The sequence below is a fragment of the Rudaea sp. genome, assembly GCF_057139185.1.
In genome coordinates this window covers 1-18,112 of the sequence record NZ_DBNHDN010000028.1, presented here as the reverse complement: position 1 = coordinate 18,112, position 18,112 = coordinate 1, and the positions used below count along the sequence as shown (strand labels likewise).

The window sequence follows — 18,112 nt, the reverse complement described above, 5'->3', positions numbered from 1 at the left end:
CAGGCGCTACACAGCCGCTTCCAGGCTCAGCTCGCTGGTGCGGTCGAACACATGCACGCGAACCGGATCGAGCGCGAGTGTCACGCGTTCGCCGGCGCGCAGGCGCAGGTGGCCCTCGATGCGCGCGACGACACGCTCCTCGCCGATGCCGACTCCGAGTATCGTTTCCGCACCGAGCGGCTCGACGACTTCGGCGACGCCGCCGAGACGGCAGTGCGCGGAGGGCGTGCCCGCGTCGGCGAGGCTGAGCGATTCCGGGCGGATGCCGAGCCAGACTTCCTGCGCATCGGCGAGGCGCAGCGCTGTGCGCCGCGTGTCCGGCAGCTGCATGCGGAATCCCGGGCCGACAAACGCGCCGCCGCTCCATTGCGTGGCGAGGAAACTCATCGCCGGCGAGCCGATGAAGCCGCCGACGAATTTGTTGACCGGCCGCTCGTAGAGATCGATCGGTGTCGCCACTTGCTGGACCTCGCCGTCGCGCATGACCACGATGCGGTCGCCCATGGTCATCGCCTCGACCTGATCGTGGGTGACATAGACCGTGGTCACGCCCAGACGCCGGTGCAGGCGCGAGATCGACGCGCGCATCTCCGCGCGCAGCTTCGCATCGAGGTTGGACAGCGGCTCGTCCATCAGGAACACCTTCGGTTCGCGCACGAGCGCGCGGCCTAGCGCGACGCGCTGGCGCTCGCCACCGGAAAGTGCGGCGGGCTTGCGCGCGAGCAACGGTTCGAGCTGCAGCAGCCGTGCCGCTTCCTCGACCCGGCGCGTGATTTCGGCCGCCGGTTTGCCGGCCATGCGCAGGGCAAAGGCCATGTTCTCGCGCGCCGTCATGTGCGGGTAGAGCGCGTAGTTCTGGAACACCATGGCGATGTCGCGCTCATTTGGCGCGAGGTCGTTGGCCGGCCGGCCGCCGATTTCGAGCGTGCCGGAGGAAATCGTCTCGAGCCCGGCGATCATGCGCAGCATGGTCGACTTGCCGCAGCCGGAAGGGCCGACGAGGGCGACGAATTCGCCATCGTCCACGCGCAGGCAAAAATCGCGGACCGCAACCCGTCCGTCGGCGTAACGCTTGCTGATGTTGCGCAGATTGACGGCGGCCACGTCGCGATTCCGGGCAAGGCGAGTGAACGGCAGGGTACGACAGCGGGCGGGCTTCGACCAAGCCCTACAGTCCGGGCGCGGCAACGCGTATGATGACATCCCTTTCGTCGAGCCGAAGCCGGAGCGTTGGTGAGCATAAAATCCGATCGTTGGATCCGCCGCATGGCGGAAAAGCACGGCATGATCGAGCCGTTCGAAGCGGGGCAGGTGCGTGTCAATGCGTCGGGCGGCAAGCTGATTTCCTACGGCACCTCGAGCTACGGTTACGACGTGCGCTGCGCCGACGAATTCAAGGTGTTCACCAACATCAACTCGACCATCGTCGACCCCAAGCATTTCGACTCGCGCAGTTTCGTTGACGTCAAGGCGCCCGAATGCATCATTCCGCCGAACTCGTTCGCGTTGGCGCGCACGGTGGAGTACTTCCGCATTCCGCGCAGCGTGCTGACCGTGTGCCTGGGCAAGAGCACCTATGCGCGCTGCGGGATCATCGTCAACGTAACCCCGCTCGAACCGGAGTGGGAAGGCCACGTGACCCTCGAATTCTCCAATACCACGCCGCTGCCGGCGCGCATCTACGCCAACGAAGGCGTGGCGCAGATGCTGTTCTTCGAATCGGACGAGGTTTGTGAGGTAAGCTATGCCGATCGCGGCGGCAAGTATCAGGGTCAGCGCGGGGTCACCTTGCCGCAGGCATGATGCGGACAGGCTGGAGTCATTTTCGGCCGTCACGATCACGATCGATCCAACGAATCCGAGGCACGCAAGGCACATGCACAACATCATTTCCGCTCGTGGTCTGAAGCTCGTGGCGCTCGCGTTGTTGCTGGCCGCGCTCGCCGCCTGCGGACGCGACAACATCAAGGAAGGCACTTCCGAGCCGACCATATCGCCGACCCAGTACGACCTCGTCGTGCGCGCCGACAAGGACGGCCAGTTCGATCTCGACGGCGCCACGCTCGACGTGCAGACGCTGCGTGACCACATCCGCTACCGCAACGACACCGGCTCGCCGGTGCGCACGATCCTGCTCAAGCGCGGCGAGAAGCAGAAGGTCACCAATGCGCAGGTCGCCGGCCTCGCCGGCATCGCGCGCGACCTCAAGGCCGAGGCCTACGTGCTCGACAACGACGATCGGCTCAAGGTCATCCAGATTGCCGATGACGGCAAGAAGTAGTCACAGCGTTCAACCGGAGGAAGCATCATGCGTCGTACGATCACCATTCTCGCCGCGGCACTCTGCCTGGCCTTCGCAGGCACCAGCCTTGCGCGCGACATCGAAGACGGCAAGCTCATCATCAAGATCACCAAGGACGGCAAGTACCAGGTCGGCGATGCGCTGACGGTAGACAAGGTCGGCATGTACGGCGCCGTCGGCAGCTTCTACCAGGACGGCAAGGACAAGAACAAGCCACTCCAGGGCATCCTCGTGAAGAAGGCCGAGAAGGCCAACGACGAACAGCGGCACATGATCTACGTCACCGGCAAGCGCATGTCGCTGCCGGTCTATCTCGACGTGGACGGCAAGGAGCAGGTCTACACCGAGCCGGAGCCCGCACCGGCGCCGGCAGCGGCAGCGCCGGCCGCGGCGCCAGCAGCGGATGCGCAGGCCGCGCCTGCGGCGGCCCCGGCACCCGCGCCGGAATCCGATCCGAACAAGCACTGACCGCTTCGATCACGTGTTTCGAACGGCGCCCATCGTGGCGCCGTTCGTTTTTGCGTGCGCGACTGGCGCCGGACACGTCGTTCGCAACGCCGCCTCAGCGACGCGGATCGTGACGGCATTCGTTGTGCAGCGAAACGATTCGCCTGCGGGCGGAAGGTTTCAGTGCTTGAATCGAAAATGCCCTAATGCGTGGCGCCTTCGGCATAGTGCAGGTCATCGCCCGTGATCAGCGCGGTTTCCACGCACAGGCGCAGCGCCGCGATCATCGTTGCCAGCGGCAGGCTGGCCGCGCCGGGAAATTTCCGTGCCTGTTCGGGCAGGTACGGCACGTGCACGAAGCCGCCGCGCACGCGCCTGCGCGAGCGCGCGAGACGGTGCATCAGCCCGTAGAAAACCTGGTTGCAGACGAAACTGCCGGCGGTTTGCGACAGTTCCGCCGGGATGTGCGCGGCACGCAGCGCGGCGAGCATGGATTTGACCGGCAGCGTGGTGAAATGCGCGGCGGCGCCCGCGGCGGCGATGCGCACGTCGACCGGCTGATCGCCGGCATTGTCGGGGATGCGCGCGTCGATCAGGTTGATCGCGACGCGTTCCAGCGCAATGCCGCTGCGTCCGCCGGCTTGACCCAGCGCGATGACCAGAACGGGCCGGTGCTTGCGCAACAGCGCATCGAGCGCGGGCAGCGAGCGCGCGAACTCGGTCGGCAGTTCCGCGCCGACGATGCGATGGCCGGTGACGAGTTCGCCATCGAGTGCGCGCGCGATCTCGAACGAAGGGTTGACGGCCTCGCCGCCGAACGGATCGAATCCGGTCACCAGCACGGTCGGCGGTTTCTTTTGCGCGTGCTTCATCGGAATACCAACACCGCCATAAGAACCACGTTGACGACGAGCAGCGCGAGTGCGGTCGGCCACTGCGCGCGGATCACCGCGTACTGGTCGCGCAGTTCGAGCAGCACGGCGGGCACGATGTTGAAATTCGCCGCCATCGGCGTCAGCAGCGTGCCGCAGTAGCCGGTGAGCATGCCGAGCGAGCCGAGCACCGCGGGTGCGGCGCCGTGCCTGTGCACGAGCAGCGGCAGGCCGATCCCGGCCATCATCACCGGGAACGCGGCAAAGGCATTGCCCATGATCATCGTGAACAGCACCATGCCGAGCGCGAACGCGAGCAGACAGGCGATGCGGCTGTCGATCGGGACGAATGCCGACACGATCGAGGCAACGACATCGCCGACGCCGGTCGCCGCAAACACGCTGCCGAGCGTGGCCAGCACCATCGGCAGCAGCGCGAGGCTGCCGAGGATGTCGAGCAGGCGGCGCCCTTCGGCAAGGCCTTCAGTGGTGCGTGCGCCGGTCGTGCGCAGGCCGACGCCGAGCGCCACAACGCATGCCGTGCCGAGCGCGATCAGCGTCGTCTGCGTGCCATCGAGCAGCGTCATGCCGCGCCGGGCGAGGGAGGGAGCGGCCAGCACCAACGCAAGCGTAACGAACGGAATCGCCAGCGCTGGTACGAACAGCAGATTGCCCAGGCGCGCCGCCGCGGCCAGGCTCAGCGCACGATCTTCCGTGTGCGCCAGCGGTTTGCCCGCCGCCGCGAGTACGCCAAGCGCGATGACGCCGAGGCCCATCAGTTGCGCCGGCCAGCGCACATGCGCCTGGCTTGCCTGCTGAATCTGATCGCCGAACAGGAATGCGCAGCCGACGATGGCCCACAGCGCCGCCGCTGACCAGTGGCGTTCGCGCAGGTTGTACGCGGCAGCAACGAACAGGAATGCGCCGAGCAGCCAGTAGACATGGGTGAGGTGGATCACGCGAGGTCGCCCTTGCCGGTGGGCGTCGCGTTCGGATAGCGACGCGCCAGCGAGCGTTGCGTCCATGCAATGCGCAAGGCCTGCAACACGAACGCGCAGATCGCGGTCGGCAAAGCCCACAGCGCGATGTGCAAGGGTTCGAGCTCGATGCCGTTGCGCGCGTAGAAACCCTGGATCAGCAGCACCGCGCCGAAGGCGAGGAACACGTCTTCGCCGAAGAAGCGTCCGACATTGTCGGTCGCGGCGGCGAGCGCGCGCACTTCCTCGCGCGCGGCGTCGTCGAGTGGCGTGCCGCGCTCGGCCGCGGCCTCGCTCATCGGCGCGACCAGCGGGCGCACGGTCTGCGCATGCCCGGCAAGATCGATCATGCCGAGCATCGACAACACCTGGCGACCGGCGAGGTAGCTCACGAGCAGGCGCGTCAGCGACAGTTTGTGGAAACGCCCGATCCACGCCTGCGCGTGATCGCGCAGGCCGTAGCGTTCGAGCAGTCCGATGACCGGCAAGGTCAGCACGAACAGCAGCAGCGCGCGGTTGCTGACGAAGGCATCGCCGAGCAGGACGAGCAGGTCGCCGATGCTCATGCCCGCGCCGAGCGCGCTGGCGACACCCGCGGCGATCACGACCAGCACCGGGTTGCGCTTGAGCGCGAAGCCGACAACGACGACGGCGATGCCGATCAATGGCCAATAGTTCACGTTCTCCTCCTTCGTGTTTTCCGCAGGCCATTGCCGCGGGCAATCGCGCGTCGGGACGGTGGCAGCGAGTGTCCGCGCGCCTACGCGGCGATGCGGCCGATGCCGACGCCCGCCTTGTGCAATGCTTCGTTCAACCGGTGTGCGAATGCTGCCGCGTCGGGCCGGTCGCCATGCACGCAGAGGGTGTCTGCGCGAATGTCGACGAGTTTGCCGTCGCGGGTTCGTGCCCTGCCTTGCGTGGCGATCTGGATCGCCTGCGCGACTGCGGCGTCGACCTCGTGGATCACGGCGCCGTCCTCGTGCCGCGGTGTCAGCAGTCCGTCGGCACGGTAGCGGCGATCGGCGAACGCTTCGTGGGCGACGACGAGGCCGAGCTGCGCGCCGGCGTGCGGCAAGGCGCTGCCGGCCAGACCGACGAGGATCAATCGCGGATCGAGGTCGCGCACGGCGTGGGCGATCGCGTCGGCGAGCCGGGCATCCTTCGCCGCCATGTTGTACAGCGCGCCATGGGGCTTGACGTGATGCAGGCGCTGGCCTTGCGCGTGGGCGAAGGCGGCGAGCGCGCCGATCTGGTACAGCGTCGCCGCGTGCGCCTCGGCCGGCGAGAGGGCCATCTCGCGCCGGCCGAAACCCTGCAGGTCGGGCAGGGACACGTGCGCGCCGATCGCGACGCCGTGTTCGGCGGCGAGGATGACCGTGCGCTGGATCGTCATGAAATCGCCGGCGTGGAAGCCGCAGGCGATGTTGACCGAACTGACCCACGGCATCACGCCGGCGTCGTCGCCCATCTTCCAGACACCGAAGGATTCGCCCATGTCGCAGTTGAGGTCGATGACCATAGGATCAGAATCGGTTTGCTATGGATGGCGCGGACGGACGCGGATAAAAAAAAAACAGCGGGACAGGCTCCATTTTGGTTTCTTCATTTGCTCTACCAGGCCTCGCGCAAACGCCAACGCAGATGATGCTCCAAGGTCGCCAGCGCGCGTTCGCGTTCAAGATAGCGCATTTGCGCATCGGCGAGATCGGTTTGTACGAAGCGCACGGCGTCGCCGGGGCGGCGTTGCGCAAGATGGGGCAGGTCGACCGCAACGATCTGCGCGATGCGCGGATAGCCGCCGCTGGTCGGCGCTTCGGCAGTCAGTGCGATCGGCACGCCACCGGGCGGCAGTTGCACGGTACCGGGCACGACTCCCGCGGAAATCATTTCGATTGGCGCGGTCAGCCGCAGCGACGCACCTTCGAGGCGACAGCCGACGCGGTTGGAGTCGACGCCGACCCGAAATGTCGCGCCGAACAGAGCGCGTTGCGACGCGGAATCGAGATGGGCGAAATGGCTGCCGGCGAGCGCGCGGATCGGCCGCGCCGCGGTGGCATCGAACCACGCTGCGGCATCGAGCGACCAACGCGACGCGACGACATGCCGTTGCCCGGCCACGCCGGCGCATGGGTGCGTCGCGCATGCCCGCCACAGTTCGCTGCACAACGGATGTGTCGCCTCGGCGCAGTGCAGTTCATCGCCGGCGGCCAGCGGGCGTTGCAAGGGACCGAGCGCGGCGTTGACATCGGTGCTGCTGCTGCCGAGCACGGCGCGCAGATCGATGCCTGCGGCCACCGCCAGGTACGCGCGCGTGCCGCAGCGCATGCCGCCTAGGTTGAGTTCGCTGCCGGCACGCAGCAGCACGGGCCGCCAGTGCGGCACATGCTCATCGTTGCAGCGCGCGTCGACATCCGCGCCGGTGATGGCGATGAGCGCGTCGTGCGCGAAACGCAGGCGCGGGCCGCGCAGGGTGATTTCCAGCGCGGCGGCATCGCGCGCGTTGCCGACCAGCAGATTGGCCAGTTGCAACGACACTTCGTCCATCGCGCCCGCGCCACCGACACCGAGGGCGCCGAAGCCGTGGCGCGCGCCGCCTTGCACCGTGGTCAGCAAGCCCGGGGAAAGCACGGTGATGCGCGCCCGATCGTGTCGGGCACGCTGGCCGGTGGTGATCGAAGCTGGCGTTTTGTTTTCGGGGGCGGACGCCGGAATCTGCCGAAAGCGCACGCGCTGGCCGGGTGCGAGCAACGCCGGCGGCGCGCGCGCGGCGTCGAACAGCTCCAGCGGCGTGCGACCGATGATCTGCCAGCCGCCCGGCAACTCGCGCGGATAGATGCCGGTTTGCGCGCCGCCGATCGCGACCGAGCCCGCCGGTACGCGCGTGCGCGGATTGGCGCGACGCGGCGTGTGCAAGGCGGGATCGAGCCCGAGCAAGTACGGATAGCCCGGCGCGAAGCCGAGCATGGCGACGCGATATTCCGCGGCGGTGTGGCATTCGATCACCGCTTCGCGCGACATTCCGGCGTGCGCGGCCACCGCGTCGAGATCCGGGCCGGAGTCGCCGCCGTAGATCACGGGGATTTCCAGTGCGCGCTCGTCGTGCGTCGTGGTGGAAATTTGCTTGGAGGGACGCGACTCGGCGTGCGTGGCTTCGCCCGTCCATCGTGGCGCTTCGCCTTCACCCGAACCCGCTCCATCGGCGGAAACGAGGGACTGGACGATGGCATCCACTGCCGCGACAAGCCGTGCGCAGGGCGTGTCGACATCGCTCGCATCGGCCCACGCGCGCGGGTCGTAGCGCAGGCACACGCTGGCATAGGCCGGGGCGATGTCGAGGACGCCGGGTAGCCCGGCGCGCGTGACGGCGTGCGCGATCGCCAGCGCGCGTGCGTTGACCGCAATATCGATCGTGTCGCCGCATTGGATGAGCAGCGCGCGCTCGCCGAGCGGCTCGACCCGCGCCTCGCTCATCCCTGCGATGCGGCGTGCAGCAGGGCGAGCAGTTCGGCCTTTCGCCGGGTCAGGGCGCCGGCCCCGTAGGGCACGCGCGCGCCGACGCCCCAGACCGGTCCGGGCCAGGCGGCATCATCGACATGGCGTGCGATGACGTGCACATGCAGTTGCGCCACCATGTTGCCGAGCGAGGCGATGTTGAGCTTGTCGGGCCGAACCAGCGCGCGCAGGGCGTGCGAGCACAGTTCGACCTCGTCGAGCAGCTGGTGCTGCTGCGCATGCGGCAGGTCGATCCAGTCGCGCATGCCGGCGCGCATCGGCACGAGGATGAGCCAGGCGAAGCGTGCATCGTCCATGAGCAGCACGCGCGAAAGTCCGAGGGTGCCGACGAAATGCGTGTCCGCCGCGAGCTGGGGATGCAGTTCGAATGCCGTTTCGTTCATCCGCCGTCTCCGAGGTGGCGAGCGAAGAACGCGAGTGTGCGTTGCAGCGCGAGTGCGGCACTGGCCGCATCGTAGCTCGCCGCGGTCGCATCGCGATTGAAGGCGTGGTCGGCCGGGTAGGTGTAGATCTCGAGCTCGCGCTGTTCGCGCGGCACCGCATCGGCGAAATGCAGTTCGGCGCGGTGGCGGGCGACCGCTTCTGCTGGAATCGATTTGTCGCGGTCGCCGAAGTGGAAGATCGCTGGCGCGCGCAAAGGCTCGTGCAGGAAGTTCACGTTGCGCGCACCGTAGTAACTGACTGCGGGCAGGCCGAGGCGCATCGCTGCGAGCATCGCGACCGTGCCGCCCCAGCAATAACCGACCACTCCGATTTTTCCCGCCGAGGCGATCGATGCCGCGGCGCTGGCGACGTCCTCGACCACGCGCTCGAACGGGGTCTGCGCCACGAGCGCGCGCGCGCGGGTCCAGCTCGCCGGATCGTATTCGAGTTCGACGCGATGCTCGACGTGATCGAAGAACGCCGGAGCGATCGCGACGTAGCCGCACGCGGCGAAGCGGTCGGCGAGGTCGCGCATGTGCGCATTTACACCGAAGATTTCCTGGGCGATGACGAGGCCACCGCGCGGCTTGCCCGCGGGCCTTGCAACGTAGGCGCTGATGCATTGCGTGCGCGTGGTGCCGATCTGGATCGTGTCGCCCATGGCCGTCTTCCGAAGTACCGGCAGTCAGCGTAAATCCGTGGCCGGCGAAGTCAAGCGGACCGGAATCCGCCCACCCGGTTGCGCCCGGCCTGCTTCGCCGCGTAGAGCGCGCGGTCGGCGGCATCGATGAGCAGGTCGACCTGATTGACCGTCGGCATCTGGCGCAACATCGCCGCGCCAACGCTGATCGTTGCCGGCGGGTCGACGCCGGCCATGTTTTCGGCCACGGCATGGCGGATGCGTTCGGCGATCCGCCGGCTCTCCGTCTCGTCTCGATCGACGAATGCGACCATGAACTCCTCGCCGCCGAAACGTCCGAACAGGCAGTCGGCTTCGAGTGCGCCGCGGATGAAGTGCACCGCTTCGACCAGCACGCGGTCGCCGGCCAGGTGGCCGTAGCGATCGTTGACCAGCTTGAAGTTGTCGAAATCGATCAACAGCAGGGTCAGGTCCCGTTGCATCCTGCGGCAGTCGGCAAGCAGCCTGTCGAGTTCGCCAAGCATGTAGGAGCGGCTGTGCGCGCCGGTCAGCGGGTCGATAATCGTGGCCTGGTAGAGCGAACGTGCTTGCGATTCGAGTTTCTGATTCACATCGCTCAATGCCGTGCGCTGCCGGTCGACTTCCTGGTTGCGCCCGGCCAGGGCGAGATTGAGCCGGCGCAACCGTACCAGAAGGATGGCGAAGACAGCCAGGGTCGCGATCAATGCCGCGATCGCCGCCATGCCGTACCAGCGCTCGTTCCTGCCCCGCTCGATGCGCTCGGCCTGCAGCTCGTTGGTGCGCGTCGCGAGTTCGAGCTGTTGCCGGCTCTGCTCGCGCACCTGGCGGATCTCGATTGCGGCGAGCAAACGGGATGAGCGGACACCAATCAGCTCGTCGCGCAATCGCGCATGCCGATGGGTGAATTCGTGCGCCGTCGCCGGGTCGTTCTCCGCTTCGGCGAGGTGGTCGCGCAGGTCGTAGGCCTGGGCGAGATACGGACGCAATCCCGCGGCGTTGAGGCGCGGCGACACTTCATCGAGCAGGACATGGGCATGGGTCAGATCGCCGTGGGCGACGGCGATTTCGGCGAGCGCCAGTTCGCTGCGGGCGACCAGTTCGCGCTGGTCGATCTCGCGCCCGATCGCGAGCGCCGCGTTGAAATGCGGGGTGGCGTCGTTCGGCCGGCGCAGGCCGAGCAGGGCGCGCCCCACCTCGAGGTGCTCGAAGCCGATCGAAGGCCGGTTTGCGAGCGCCTCGCTGATCGCCAGCGCTTCGCTCGCCGCGGTCAACGCGGCGGCGTAGTCGCTTTTGTCATTGAGAAATCCGGCGTAGGCGCCTTGCACCGACGCGTAGTAGCCGGGCTGTGCATAGCGTGTCGCCGCCTCGACCGCGTTGACAAAATAGCGTTGCGTCGTCAGCGTGTCGTCGAGTTCGCGGTAGAGCAGGGCGACGTTTCGATAGGCGACATCGAGACGCGTGTCGATGCGCTCGCGGATTTCCAGCGCCTGCAGGAAGTAGTCGAGACAGCGCGCGAAATCGCCTTGATCGCGCGCGATCGTGCCGAGGTTGGTCAGCGCGGTGGCTTCGCCGGCCGCGTCGCCGAGCCTGCGGCGCAAGGCCAAGGCCACGGACTGGTGCGCGAGCGCGGCGTCGAGATCGCCGCGGCGCCGGTCGAACACGCCCTGGTATTCCTCGGCGGCGGCGGCGAGTCCGTCGCTCGCGCTTGTTCGGGCGAGCTGCATCAACTCGTCGGTCAAGGCATGGCCGTTGGCGTAGTCGCCCTTCGCGAGTACGGTCTGGATGCGTGCGATCAGGCCGATGCCGTGGATTTGGTCGTCTCCGGCGACCCGTGCGTCGTCGTCCATCGCCTGCCAGTACCGATCCGCGAGAACGTCGTCCGAAAACGCGGCGTAGAGCAAGGCGAGCGCATGCTCGGCATCGATGCGCGCGCGCAGACCGCCGAGCTGCCAGGCGATGCGCGGCAACAGGTGCAGGGCGGTATCGGCCTGCGCGCACAACCGTGTCGCCGTGGCCACGGCCCGGGCACGCACGGGTACGTCGTCGGCACGAGCGGGGGCGACGAGGCAGATCAGGGTGGCGAGTGCGAATGCGGTACAACGCGTGGCTGTGTTGCGCAAGGCCCGTTCCGGGTTGGCGAGCCGTGTCCGAATTGAATCCATTCGCGATTGCCCTGAGCCTGTGCAGGAGCGTATGCCACCGAACGCACGGAGAGGGCTCCTGCAGCCAATCCGGCCGGGTCGTCCCGGGCACCGCATGCCCACCGGGGCGAAATGTCGTCTGAAGTATAATTCCCGAGTTTCAGAATGTGATCAAGTTCATGCCTTCGAATACACAGAAAGTCGGTTTCGTCAGTTTGGGCTGCCCCAAGGCATTGGTCGATTCCGAGCGCATCCTCACCCAGCTGCGCGTGGAGGGCTACGAGATCGTGCCGAGTTACGACGCGGCGGACGTGGTCGTGGTCAACACCTGCGGCTTCATCGACGCCGCCGTGCGGGAATCGCTGGACGCGATCGGCGAGGCACTGGAAGAGAACGGCAAGGTCATCGTCACCGGTTGCCTGGGCAAGCGCGCCGAGGTGATCCGCGAGGCGCATCCCGACGTGCTCGCGATCAGCGGGCCGCAGGACTACGCCAGCGTGATGAACGCGGTGCACGCGCAGCTCCCGCCGAAGCACGATCCGCACCTCGACCTGCTGCCGGCCAGACGCAAGCGCGGCGCGACGAACGACGACGTCGGCGTGAAGCTGACGCCGAAGCACTACGCCTACCTGAAGATTTCCGAAGGCTGCAACCATAGATGCACCTTCTGCATCATCCCCTCGATGCGCGGCGATCTGGTCTCGCGCCCGGTCGACGAAGTGCTCCTCGAGGCCGAACGGCTCGTGAAGAACGGCGTGCGTGAGCTTCTCGTGATTTCGCAGGACACCAGCGCCTACGGGGTGGATCTCAAATACGCCGAACGCGAGTGGAAAAATGGGAAAGTGCGCACGCGCATGACCGAATTGTGCGCTGCGCTCGGCGAGCTCGGCGCCTGGGTGCGCCTGCACTACGTCTACCCGTATCCGCACGTGGACGAAGTGATCGAACTGATGACGGAACGGAAAATCCTGCCGTACCTCGATATTCCGTTCCAGCATTCCAGCGCGCGCATCCTCAAGCTGATGAAGCGCCCGGCGGCGAGCGCGAAGACGCTGGAGCGCGTACTGGCGTGGCGCAAGGCGTGTCCGCAGATCACCTTGCGCAGCACGTTCATCGTCGGCTTTCCCGGCGAGACCGAGGCCGAGTTCGAGGAACTGCTCGATTTCCTCGATGCCGCCCAGCTCGATCGCGTCGGCGCGTTCGCCTACTCGCCGGTCGACGGCGCCAAAGCCAACGCATTGCCCGGCGCGGTGCGCGAGGAGGTAAAGCAGGAGCGTCTCGAGCGCTTCATGGCCCGGCAGGCGCAAATCAGCGCGGCACGCTTGCAGCGCAAGATCGGCACGACGCTGAAGGCGCTGGTCGACCATGTCGGCAAGGACGGCGCGGTCGCACGCACTGCGGCCGATGCGCCCGAGATCGACGGCCTGCTGCATGTCCTGGATGGGCACAAGCTCAAGCCGGGGCAGTTCGTCGACGTTCTCGTCGAGGCGGCGGACGAGCACGATTTGAGCGGCCGCCTGGCGGCTTGACGGCGTCGTGCGTTTCGTTGCTCCGGCGCGCGCGGCGGTCGACGCGACCGTGTTCGACCGGCCGCCGTTGATGTTCTGGGAAGAATTCGGCGCGCTGCTGCGCTCGCCGTCGTGGCCCGCGGTCGCAGAGATCGACGCATTGCGTGGAAAACTGCACAATGTCCAAAAGAATACTTTGCCGCATTTCATCGAGCAAAGCGCCGAACTGCTGCGCGACGGCCTGCATTACGAGGAGCGCATCGGTACGCGCGGCGAAATCGCGACCCGGCCCGGGAACTGGCACGACCTGCTCAATGCGCTGATCTGGCTGCGCTATCCTACGATCAAGCAGGCGCTCAACGCGCGCCAGTTGGCCGGGATCGTGGCGGTCGGCCCGCGCCAGCGCACGCGCGCGCAGTGTGCGCTGACCCATTTCGACGAAGCCGGCGTGATCGTGCAGATCGACGACCCCGCGCTGCTCGCGTCGTGGAACGCGCACGACTGGCATGGCCTGTTCTGGCGCGAGCGGGCCGCGTGGAGCGACGGCCGCATCCGCGTCGACGTGTTCGGCCACGCACTGCTCGAGCATGCGCTGCAGCCAGCGCAACTGCTGGTCGGCAAAGCCATCGCGATCGCGCCGTGCGCGGACATGCCGGAGCGCCTGGCGCTCGCGATCGATGCCGGCAAGCTGCTCAACGATCCGCTGGAGCTGCGCCCGCTGCCGCTGTCCGGCATTCCGGGATGGCACGCCGGCAACGAAGATGAATCGTTTTATGCGGTCACCCCCTGTTTTCGTGCCTGTCGCGCCGGGCGATCCTATCCGCCAGCCATGCGCTGCGGTTGAACGCGCGATATCATGGTCGCGCCTCGCACGCGGATGCCCGCATGAGTTCGTACACCGACCATTTCGGCGAACCGGACAGTCCGCGCAAATTTGCGATGCTGCTCGGCGCAGCGCGCGCCTTGCCGGCGTCCGAACGGGAAAGCTTTCTCGTCGGGCGGTGTGCCGACCGCTCCGACTTGCTCGCGCGTTTGCGTGACGCACTGCAAGAGGATGAGCCGACGCGGTCGAGCGGCCTGTCAGCGCCCGATCCACCGTTTGCGGGCGTGCAGGCGTGGATCGCCGGCGAGGACGATGGCCGCGACGCAGGCATGCGCCGATTCGGCCCGTATCGCCTGCTTCTGCTGATCGCTCGCGGCGGCATGGGCGAGGTGCACCTGGCCGAACGCAGCGATGGCGAATTCGAGCAACTCGTCGCACTGAAGCTGGTGTCGTTGCCGACGCCGGGCCTGATCCGGCGATTTCGTCAGGAGCGGCAAATTCTCGCACGCCTGCAGCACCCCAACATCGCGCGCCTGCTCGATGGCGGAGTTGGCGAGGCCAATATCCCGTTCTACGTGATGGAGTACGTCGACGGCGTGCCGATCACCGATTACGTGGTGGAGAACCGGCTCGATGTTGCTGCGACGCTCGCGTTGTTCGCGCAGGTCTGCGACGCGGTGCAGTACGCGCATCGCAACCTCGTCGTGCACCGCGACATCAAGCCGTCGAATATCCTGGTCGATGACGACGGCATCCCCAAACTGCTCGATTTCGGCATTGCCAAAGTGCTCGAAGGGAGCAGCGGCGGCAACGCGACCGGTGCGGGCCTGCAATTTTTCACTCCGAACTACGCGGCGCCGGAGCAACTCCTCGGCGGCAACGTCACCACCGCCACCGACGTTTACGCGCTCGGCGTCGTTCTCTATGAATTGCTCACCGGTTGCAATCCGTACCGATTGCGCCGCAACGAGTCGCTGGAGCAAGCCATCCTGCACACCGAGCCGATGACCGCGAGTTCGTTGGCGGAACGGGCGGGGCCCGGCTCCGCCAGGCAGCGCAGGATGCGCGGCAGATCGTTGCGCGGCGATCTCGACCACGTGTTGCAAACCGCCATGGCCAAGGAACCCGAGCGCCGCTACGCGTCGGCTGAAGCGCTGAAGGCCGACCTCTGCAGCCATCTCGAAGGCCGGCCGGTCAAGGCGCGTGGCACCGGTACCGCATATCGTCTGCGCAAATTCCTGCAGCGTCACCGGATCGGCGTGGCTCTGGCTGCGACCGTCACGATCGCGCTCGTGGTGGCCACCGCGTTCAGCCTGTGGCAGGCCGGCATCGCCCGCCGGCAGGCAGCTCGCGCCGCGACTGAAGCGGCTACGGCCAGTGCGGTGCAGGAATTCATGATCCATGCGTTCACCCAGGCCGAGCCATGGCGCAATGGCGGCCATCCACCCAATGTTCTGGACCTTGCGGAGTCCGCGCTCGATCGTATCGACGTCGAACTGCAAGGCCAGCCCCCGGCCAAGGTCAAGATGTACCGTACGCTTGGGCGCTTGTTCCGCGTGGCCGGTGATGTGCGCGATTCCGCCAAGGCGGGGCAGAAGGCAGTGGCCGAGCTGGAAAAGATGCCTTCCGCGGCCCCCGCCGATCTGCACGATGCGCGCATGGAATGGTTCTTCAGCCTGATTTCCACCGGCGACTACGCCACGGCGCGGCGGGTGCTGGAGAATGCCTCCGCCGTTGTGCCGGGAGACGAAGCACGCCGCATAGCGATCGAGGATGCGCGCGCACTGCTCGCGCGCTCCGCCGGCGATCTGCTCGACTACGATCGTCTGGAGCAAGCGATACCCGCGCGCACCGCCGCGTTTTACGGCGAAGTTTCTGTGCGCACGGCGCAGGCGCGTTGGCACGCGTTCGAGGCGGCACTGCTGGTCGGGCACTACGCCGCGGCGCAGACCGCGCTCGAACATGTCTACGCGATCAACGTTGCGATGATGCCGGTGACCGCCCCGCTGCGCACGGAAATCCTTGCCGACCAGCTCGTCGTCGCTGCGAAACGCGGCAGGCCCGAAGCGGCCGTGAGTCTTGCCGAGCGTCTCGTCGCGCGTACGCGGCGCCTGTTCGGCGTCAGCGGCGATCTTGCCGACAGCCTGACCAAGCTCGGCAAGGTGCAGCGCGAGGCGCGCCAGGCCCACGCCGCGATCGCCACGCTGGCGCAGGCCGATGCCCTGCTCGCCGACCCCAGATTCGGCAACGCATTCCGGCGCGCTGCGAATGCCGCGGAGCTGGGCCGTGCCTATCTTGATGCGAAACAGCCCAAGGCGGCGCTGCCGGTATTTGCCGAGGCGCTGAAGGCCTACGTCGGCGCGGACGATCCGCGCGGCTTGGCCTTGCGTGCGGGCATGGCGCGCGCGGCCTGGTTGCGCGGCGATGCGAGCGCTGCCGCGCTGTTGCGCGACGCCGTCGAAAGTGCGCGAAAACACCAGCTCGCGGAGTTGCCGGAAATTCTGTCCTGGCTGGCCGAAGCCGAGCATGGCGACGCCAGCGAAACGCTCTGGCGCGAAGTACTCGCCACCCTGGAAACGCAGGGCCGGCCGTTGAGTTCGCTTGCGTTTGACAGCCATCGTGCGCTGGCGCGTCTGCTCGGTGCGCGGGCGAGCGCCGGGGACGCCGAAGCGCAATGGCGTCTCGCACTGGCGCAATCGATCACGCTGTACGGAGAAGGGAGCGCGATCGTTGCGGAAACACTGAAGGAGGCGGCGCAGGCGAATCGTGTCGAGGCCGCTACGCTGCTGCAGCGAGCGCTCGCCGATGTGGCGGCCACCGAACGGCCGGCGCAGCGGTTGATCGATCGCGTGCGCGAAGATCTCGCCGCGATCGAGGCCACACCGCCTCATGCCCCGGGCTGATTCGTCGCGAGCGGGCGCGTCCTGTCCGCGCAGACGCTATCCCGTGTAACTGATTTCGGTCACGACGAAACGTTTGCTGCCCGACGGCAGCGGCGCCTCGAATTCGTCGCTGACGCGCTTCTTCAGCGCCGCGCGCGCGAGCGGAGAGTCGATGCTGATCCAGCCTTTCGGTGCGTCGGTCTCGTCCGGGCCAACGATGCGCAGGCGTTGCGTGCCACCGTCCTCGTCCTCGATCGCGAACCAGGCGCCGAAGAAGACCGCGCCGCGGTCGGTGGACGGGGCGTCGGCAACCTTCAGTGCAGGCAGGCGTTTGGAAAGGTAGCGCACGCGCCGGTCGATCTCACCGAGCTGCTTCTTGCGATAGGTATATTCGGCGTTCTCCGAGCGATCGCCTTCGGCGGCGGCGGCGGCGAGCGCCTTGACCACTTCCGGCCGGCGCAGGCGCCAGAGTTCGTCGAGTTCGGCCTTGAGCCGCGCTTGTCCGTCCGCGGTGATGATCGCGGTCGAGGCCGCCTGCGGCGGGCGCCAGCGGCTCATGGGCGCGCCGTGGCCGATGCTGTGGCGCGCGCGTCAACGGCTGTTGCGGTCGTGGCTATTTCCATACGTATACGACCAATCGGCAATCCGCGGATGAAAAGATCGGACCACGAAGAACACGAAGCATGAAAAACATCGATCTGGAGCCTTTCTCCGCGTGCTTCGCGATCCAGGCTCTTGTGCTTTCGGCAACGGATCGGACAAGCACGGTCATTTCTTCAGTAGCGAGCCAAGCACGCCGCGCACGAGCACGGTACCGAGGCGGCCGCCGCCGCTGCGGATTGCCGACTTGGCCATGGTCTCGATCATGCCCTGACGACGCCCCGTGCCGAACATCGCATCGCTGATCGCCTTGCCCCAGCCGGACATCACGCCGGGTTGCGCGTCGCCTTTCGCGGCGTCGCCGTTGCCTGCCGGCTGCGCTGCCGGATTGCCGGCGCGCCGGGTGAGGATCTCGAATGCTGATTCGCGATCGACCGTGGTGTCGTACTTGCCGCCGACCGGCGAGCGCGAACGGATCGTCGCGCGTTCGGCATCGCTGATCGTGCCGATGCGGCAGGCCGGCGGCACGATCAGCGCGCGCTCGACCGGCAGCGGCACGCCGCCTTCCTGCAAGGTGGAAACGAGCGCTTCGCCGACGCCGAGTTGACCGATGACCTGGGTGATGTCGCCGAGCGCCGGATTCGGCGCGAACGTCTGCGCGGCGGCGGTGACTGCTTTCTGGTCGCGCGGCGTGAACGCGCGCAGCGCGTGCTGCACGCGGTTGCCGAGCTGGCCGAGGACGACGTCGGGAATGTCGAGCGGGTTCTGCGTGCAATAGTAGATGCCGACGCCTTTCGAACGGATCAGGCGCGTCACCTGCTCGATCTTCTCGAGCAGCGGCTTGGGCGCATCCAAGAAAAGCAGATGCGCCTCGTCGAAAAAGAACAGCAGCTTCGGCTTCTCCATATCGCCGACTTCCGGAAGCTGCTCCCACAATTCGGAGAGCAGCCACAGCAGCACGGT

General features: G+C 67.1%; 17 protein-coding genes. 6 read left to right on the top strand and 11 right to left on the bottom strand.

What is annotated here, in order from left to right; genetic code table 11:
• Window positions 1-6 precede the first annotated feature (6 nt).
• Window positions 7-1,104 (bottom strand): ABC transporter ATP-binding protein, encoded by a 1,098-nt coding sequence (locus tag AC16HO_RS09570; protein WP_395642315.1) that lies wholly within the window; start codon window positions 1,102-1,104, stop codon window positions 7-9.
• A 129-nt stretch (window positions 1,105-1,233) separates the two neighbouring features.
• Between AC16HO_RS09570 and dcd the strand changes: the two genes are divergently transcribed.
• The 3 genes from dcd to AC16HO_RS09555 all read left to right on the top strand — a co-directional run bounded on the left by dcd (window position 1,234) and on the right by AC16HO_RS09555 (window position 2,770).
• On the top strand, window positions 1,234-1,803 hold the full coding sequence (gene dcd / locus AC16HO_RS09565) for a dCTP deaminase (protein WP_395642314.1): 570 nt from the start codon (window positions 1,234-1,236) through the stop codon (window positions 1,801-1,803).
• A gap of 73 nt (window positions 1,804-1,876) precedes the next feature.
• A complete protein-coding gene (locus AC16HO_RS09560; RefSeq protein ID WP_395642313.1) occupies window positions 1,877-2,281 on the top strand; it encodes a hypothetical protein in 405 nt (134 codons plus the stop codon).
• A 27-nt stretch (window positions 2,282-2,308) separates the two neighbouring features.
• Complete coding sequence (locus tag AC16HO_RS09555) at window positions 2,309-2,770, top strand: hypothetical protein (RefSeq protein ID WP_395642312.1); 462 nt, start codon at window positions 2,309-2,311, stop codon at window positions 2,768-2,770.
• Window positions 2,771-2,952: 182 nt separating this feature from the next.
• Here the strand turns inward: AC16HO_RS09555 and pcp are convergent, their stop codons facing one another.
• From pcp to AC16HO_RS09515, 8 genes are all read right to left on the bottom strand, one after another.
• Entirely contained in the window at window positions 2,953-3,621 is a 669-nt protein-coding gene (gene pcp, locus AC16HO_RS09550; protein WP_395642311.1) for a pyroglutamyl-peptidase I, read from the bottom strand.
• Window positions 3,618-4,580: a 5-oxoproline transporter, DUF979 family subunit gene (locus AC16HO_RS09545; protein ID WP_395642310.1), complete on the bottom strand. Its 963-nt coding sequence runs from the start codon at window positions 4,578-4,580 to the stop codon at window positions 3,618-3,620. Before AC16HO_RS09545 ends, pcp begins: the two co-directional genes overlap by 4 nt.
• Window positions 4,577-5,278, bottom strand: a complete 702-nt coding sequence (locus AC16HO_RS09540; RefSeq protein ID WP_395642309.1) for a DUF969 domain-containing protein — start codon at window positions 5,276-5,278, stop codon at window positions 4,577-4,579. The genes AC16HO_RS09545 and AC16HO_RS09540 overlap by 4 nt, the downstream gene beginning before the upstream one ends.
• A gap of 80 nt (window positions 5,279-5,358) precedes the next feature.
• On the bottom strand, window positions 5,359-6,117 hold the full coding sequence (locus tag AC16HO_RS09535) for a LamB/YcsF family protein (RefSeq protein WP_395642308.1): 759 nt from the start codon (window positions 6,115-6,117) through the stop codon (window positions 5,359-5,361).
• 92 nt (window positions 6,118-6,209) lie between these two features.
• Window positions 6,210-8,069, bottom strand: coding sequence for a 5-oxoprolinase subunit PxpB (gene pxpB / locus AC16HO_RS09530; RefSeq protein ID WP_395642307.1), 1,860 nt, complete (start codon window positions 8,067-8,069; stop codon window positions 6,210-6,212).
• Window positions 8,066-8,494 carry an HIT domain-containing protein gene (locus tag AC16HO_RS09525; protein WP_395642306.1) on the bottom strand — a complete coding sequence of 143 codons (429 nt, stop codon included), beginning with the start codon at window positions 8,492-8,494 and terminating at the stop codon, window positions 8,066-8,068. The genes pxpB and AC16HO_RS09525 overlap by 4 nt, the downstream gene beginning before the upstream one ends.
• A complete protein-coding gene (locus AC16HO_RS09520; protein ID WP_395642305.1) occupies window positions 8,491-9,195 on the bottom strand; it encodes a dienelactone hydrolase family protein in 705 nt (234 codons plus the stop codon). The genes AC16HO_RS09525 and AC16HO_RS09520 overlap by 4 nt, the downstream gene beginning before the upstream one ends.
• Window positions 9,196-9,245: 50 nt before the next feature.
• A complete protein-coding gene (locus AC16HO_RS09515; protein WP_395642304.1) occupies window positions 9,246-11,315 on the bottom strand; it encodes a diguanylate cyclase in 2,070 nt (689 codons plus the stop codon).
• A 200-nt stretch (window positions 11,316-11,515) separates the two neighbouring features.
• On the opposite strand from AC16HO_RS09515, the gene rimO reads away from it, so the two are divergent.
• From rimO to AC16HO_RS09500, 3 genes are read left to right on the top strand one after another with little or no spacing between them, the layout of a single operon-like run.
• On the top strand, window positions 11,516-12,865 hold the full coding sequence (gene rimO / locus AC16HO_RS09510) for a 30S ribosomal protein S12 methylthiotransferase RimO (protein WP_395642303.1): 1,350 nt from the start codon (window positions 11,516-11,518) through the stop codon (window positions 12,863-12,865).
• Between the two features lie 7 nt (window positions 12,866-12,872).
• A complete protein-coding gene (locus AC16HO_RS09505) occupies window positions 12,873-13,688 on the top strand; it encodes a DUF3025 domain-containing protein (protein ID WP_395642302.1) in 816 nt (271 codons plus the stop codon).
• A gap of 41 nt (window positions 13,689-13,729) precedes the next feature.
• A complete protein-coding gene (locus tag AC16HO_RS09500) occupies window positions 13,730-16,570 on the top strand; it encodes a serine/threonine-protein kinase (protein WP_395642301.1) in 2,841 nt (946 codons plus the stop codon).
• A gap of 36 nt (window positions 16,571-16,606) precedes the next feature.
• Here AC16HO_RS09500 and greB read toward each other — a convergent pair whose 3' ends face one another.
• Both greB and AC16HO_RS09490 read right to left on the bottom strand, forming a co-directional pair.
• A complete protein-coding gene (gene greB, locus AC16HO_RS09495; RefSeq protein WP_395642300.1) occupies window positions 16,607-17,107 on the bottom strand; it encodes a transcription elongation factor GreB in 501 nt (166 codons plus the stop codon).
• Window positions 17,108-17,317: 210 nt separating this feature from the next.
• A partial coding sequence (locus tag AC16HO_RS09490) for a helicase HerA-like domain-containing protein (protein WP_484335399.1) occupies window positions 17,318-18,112 on the bottom strand: 795 nt, incomplete at its 5' end.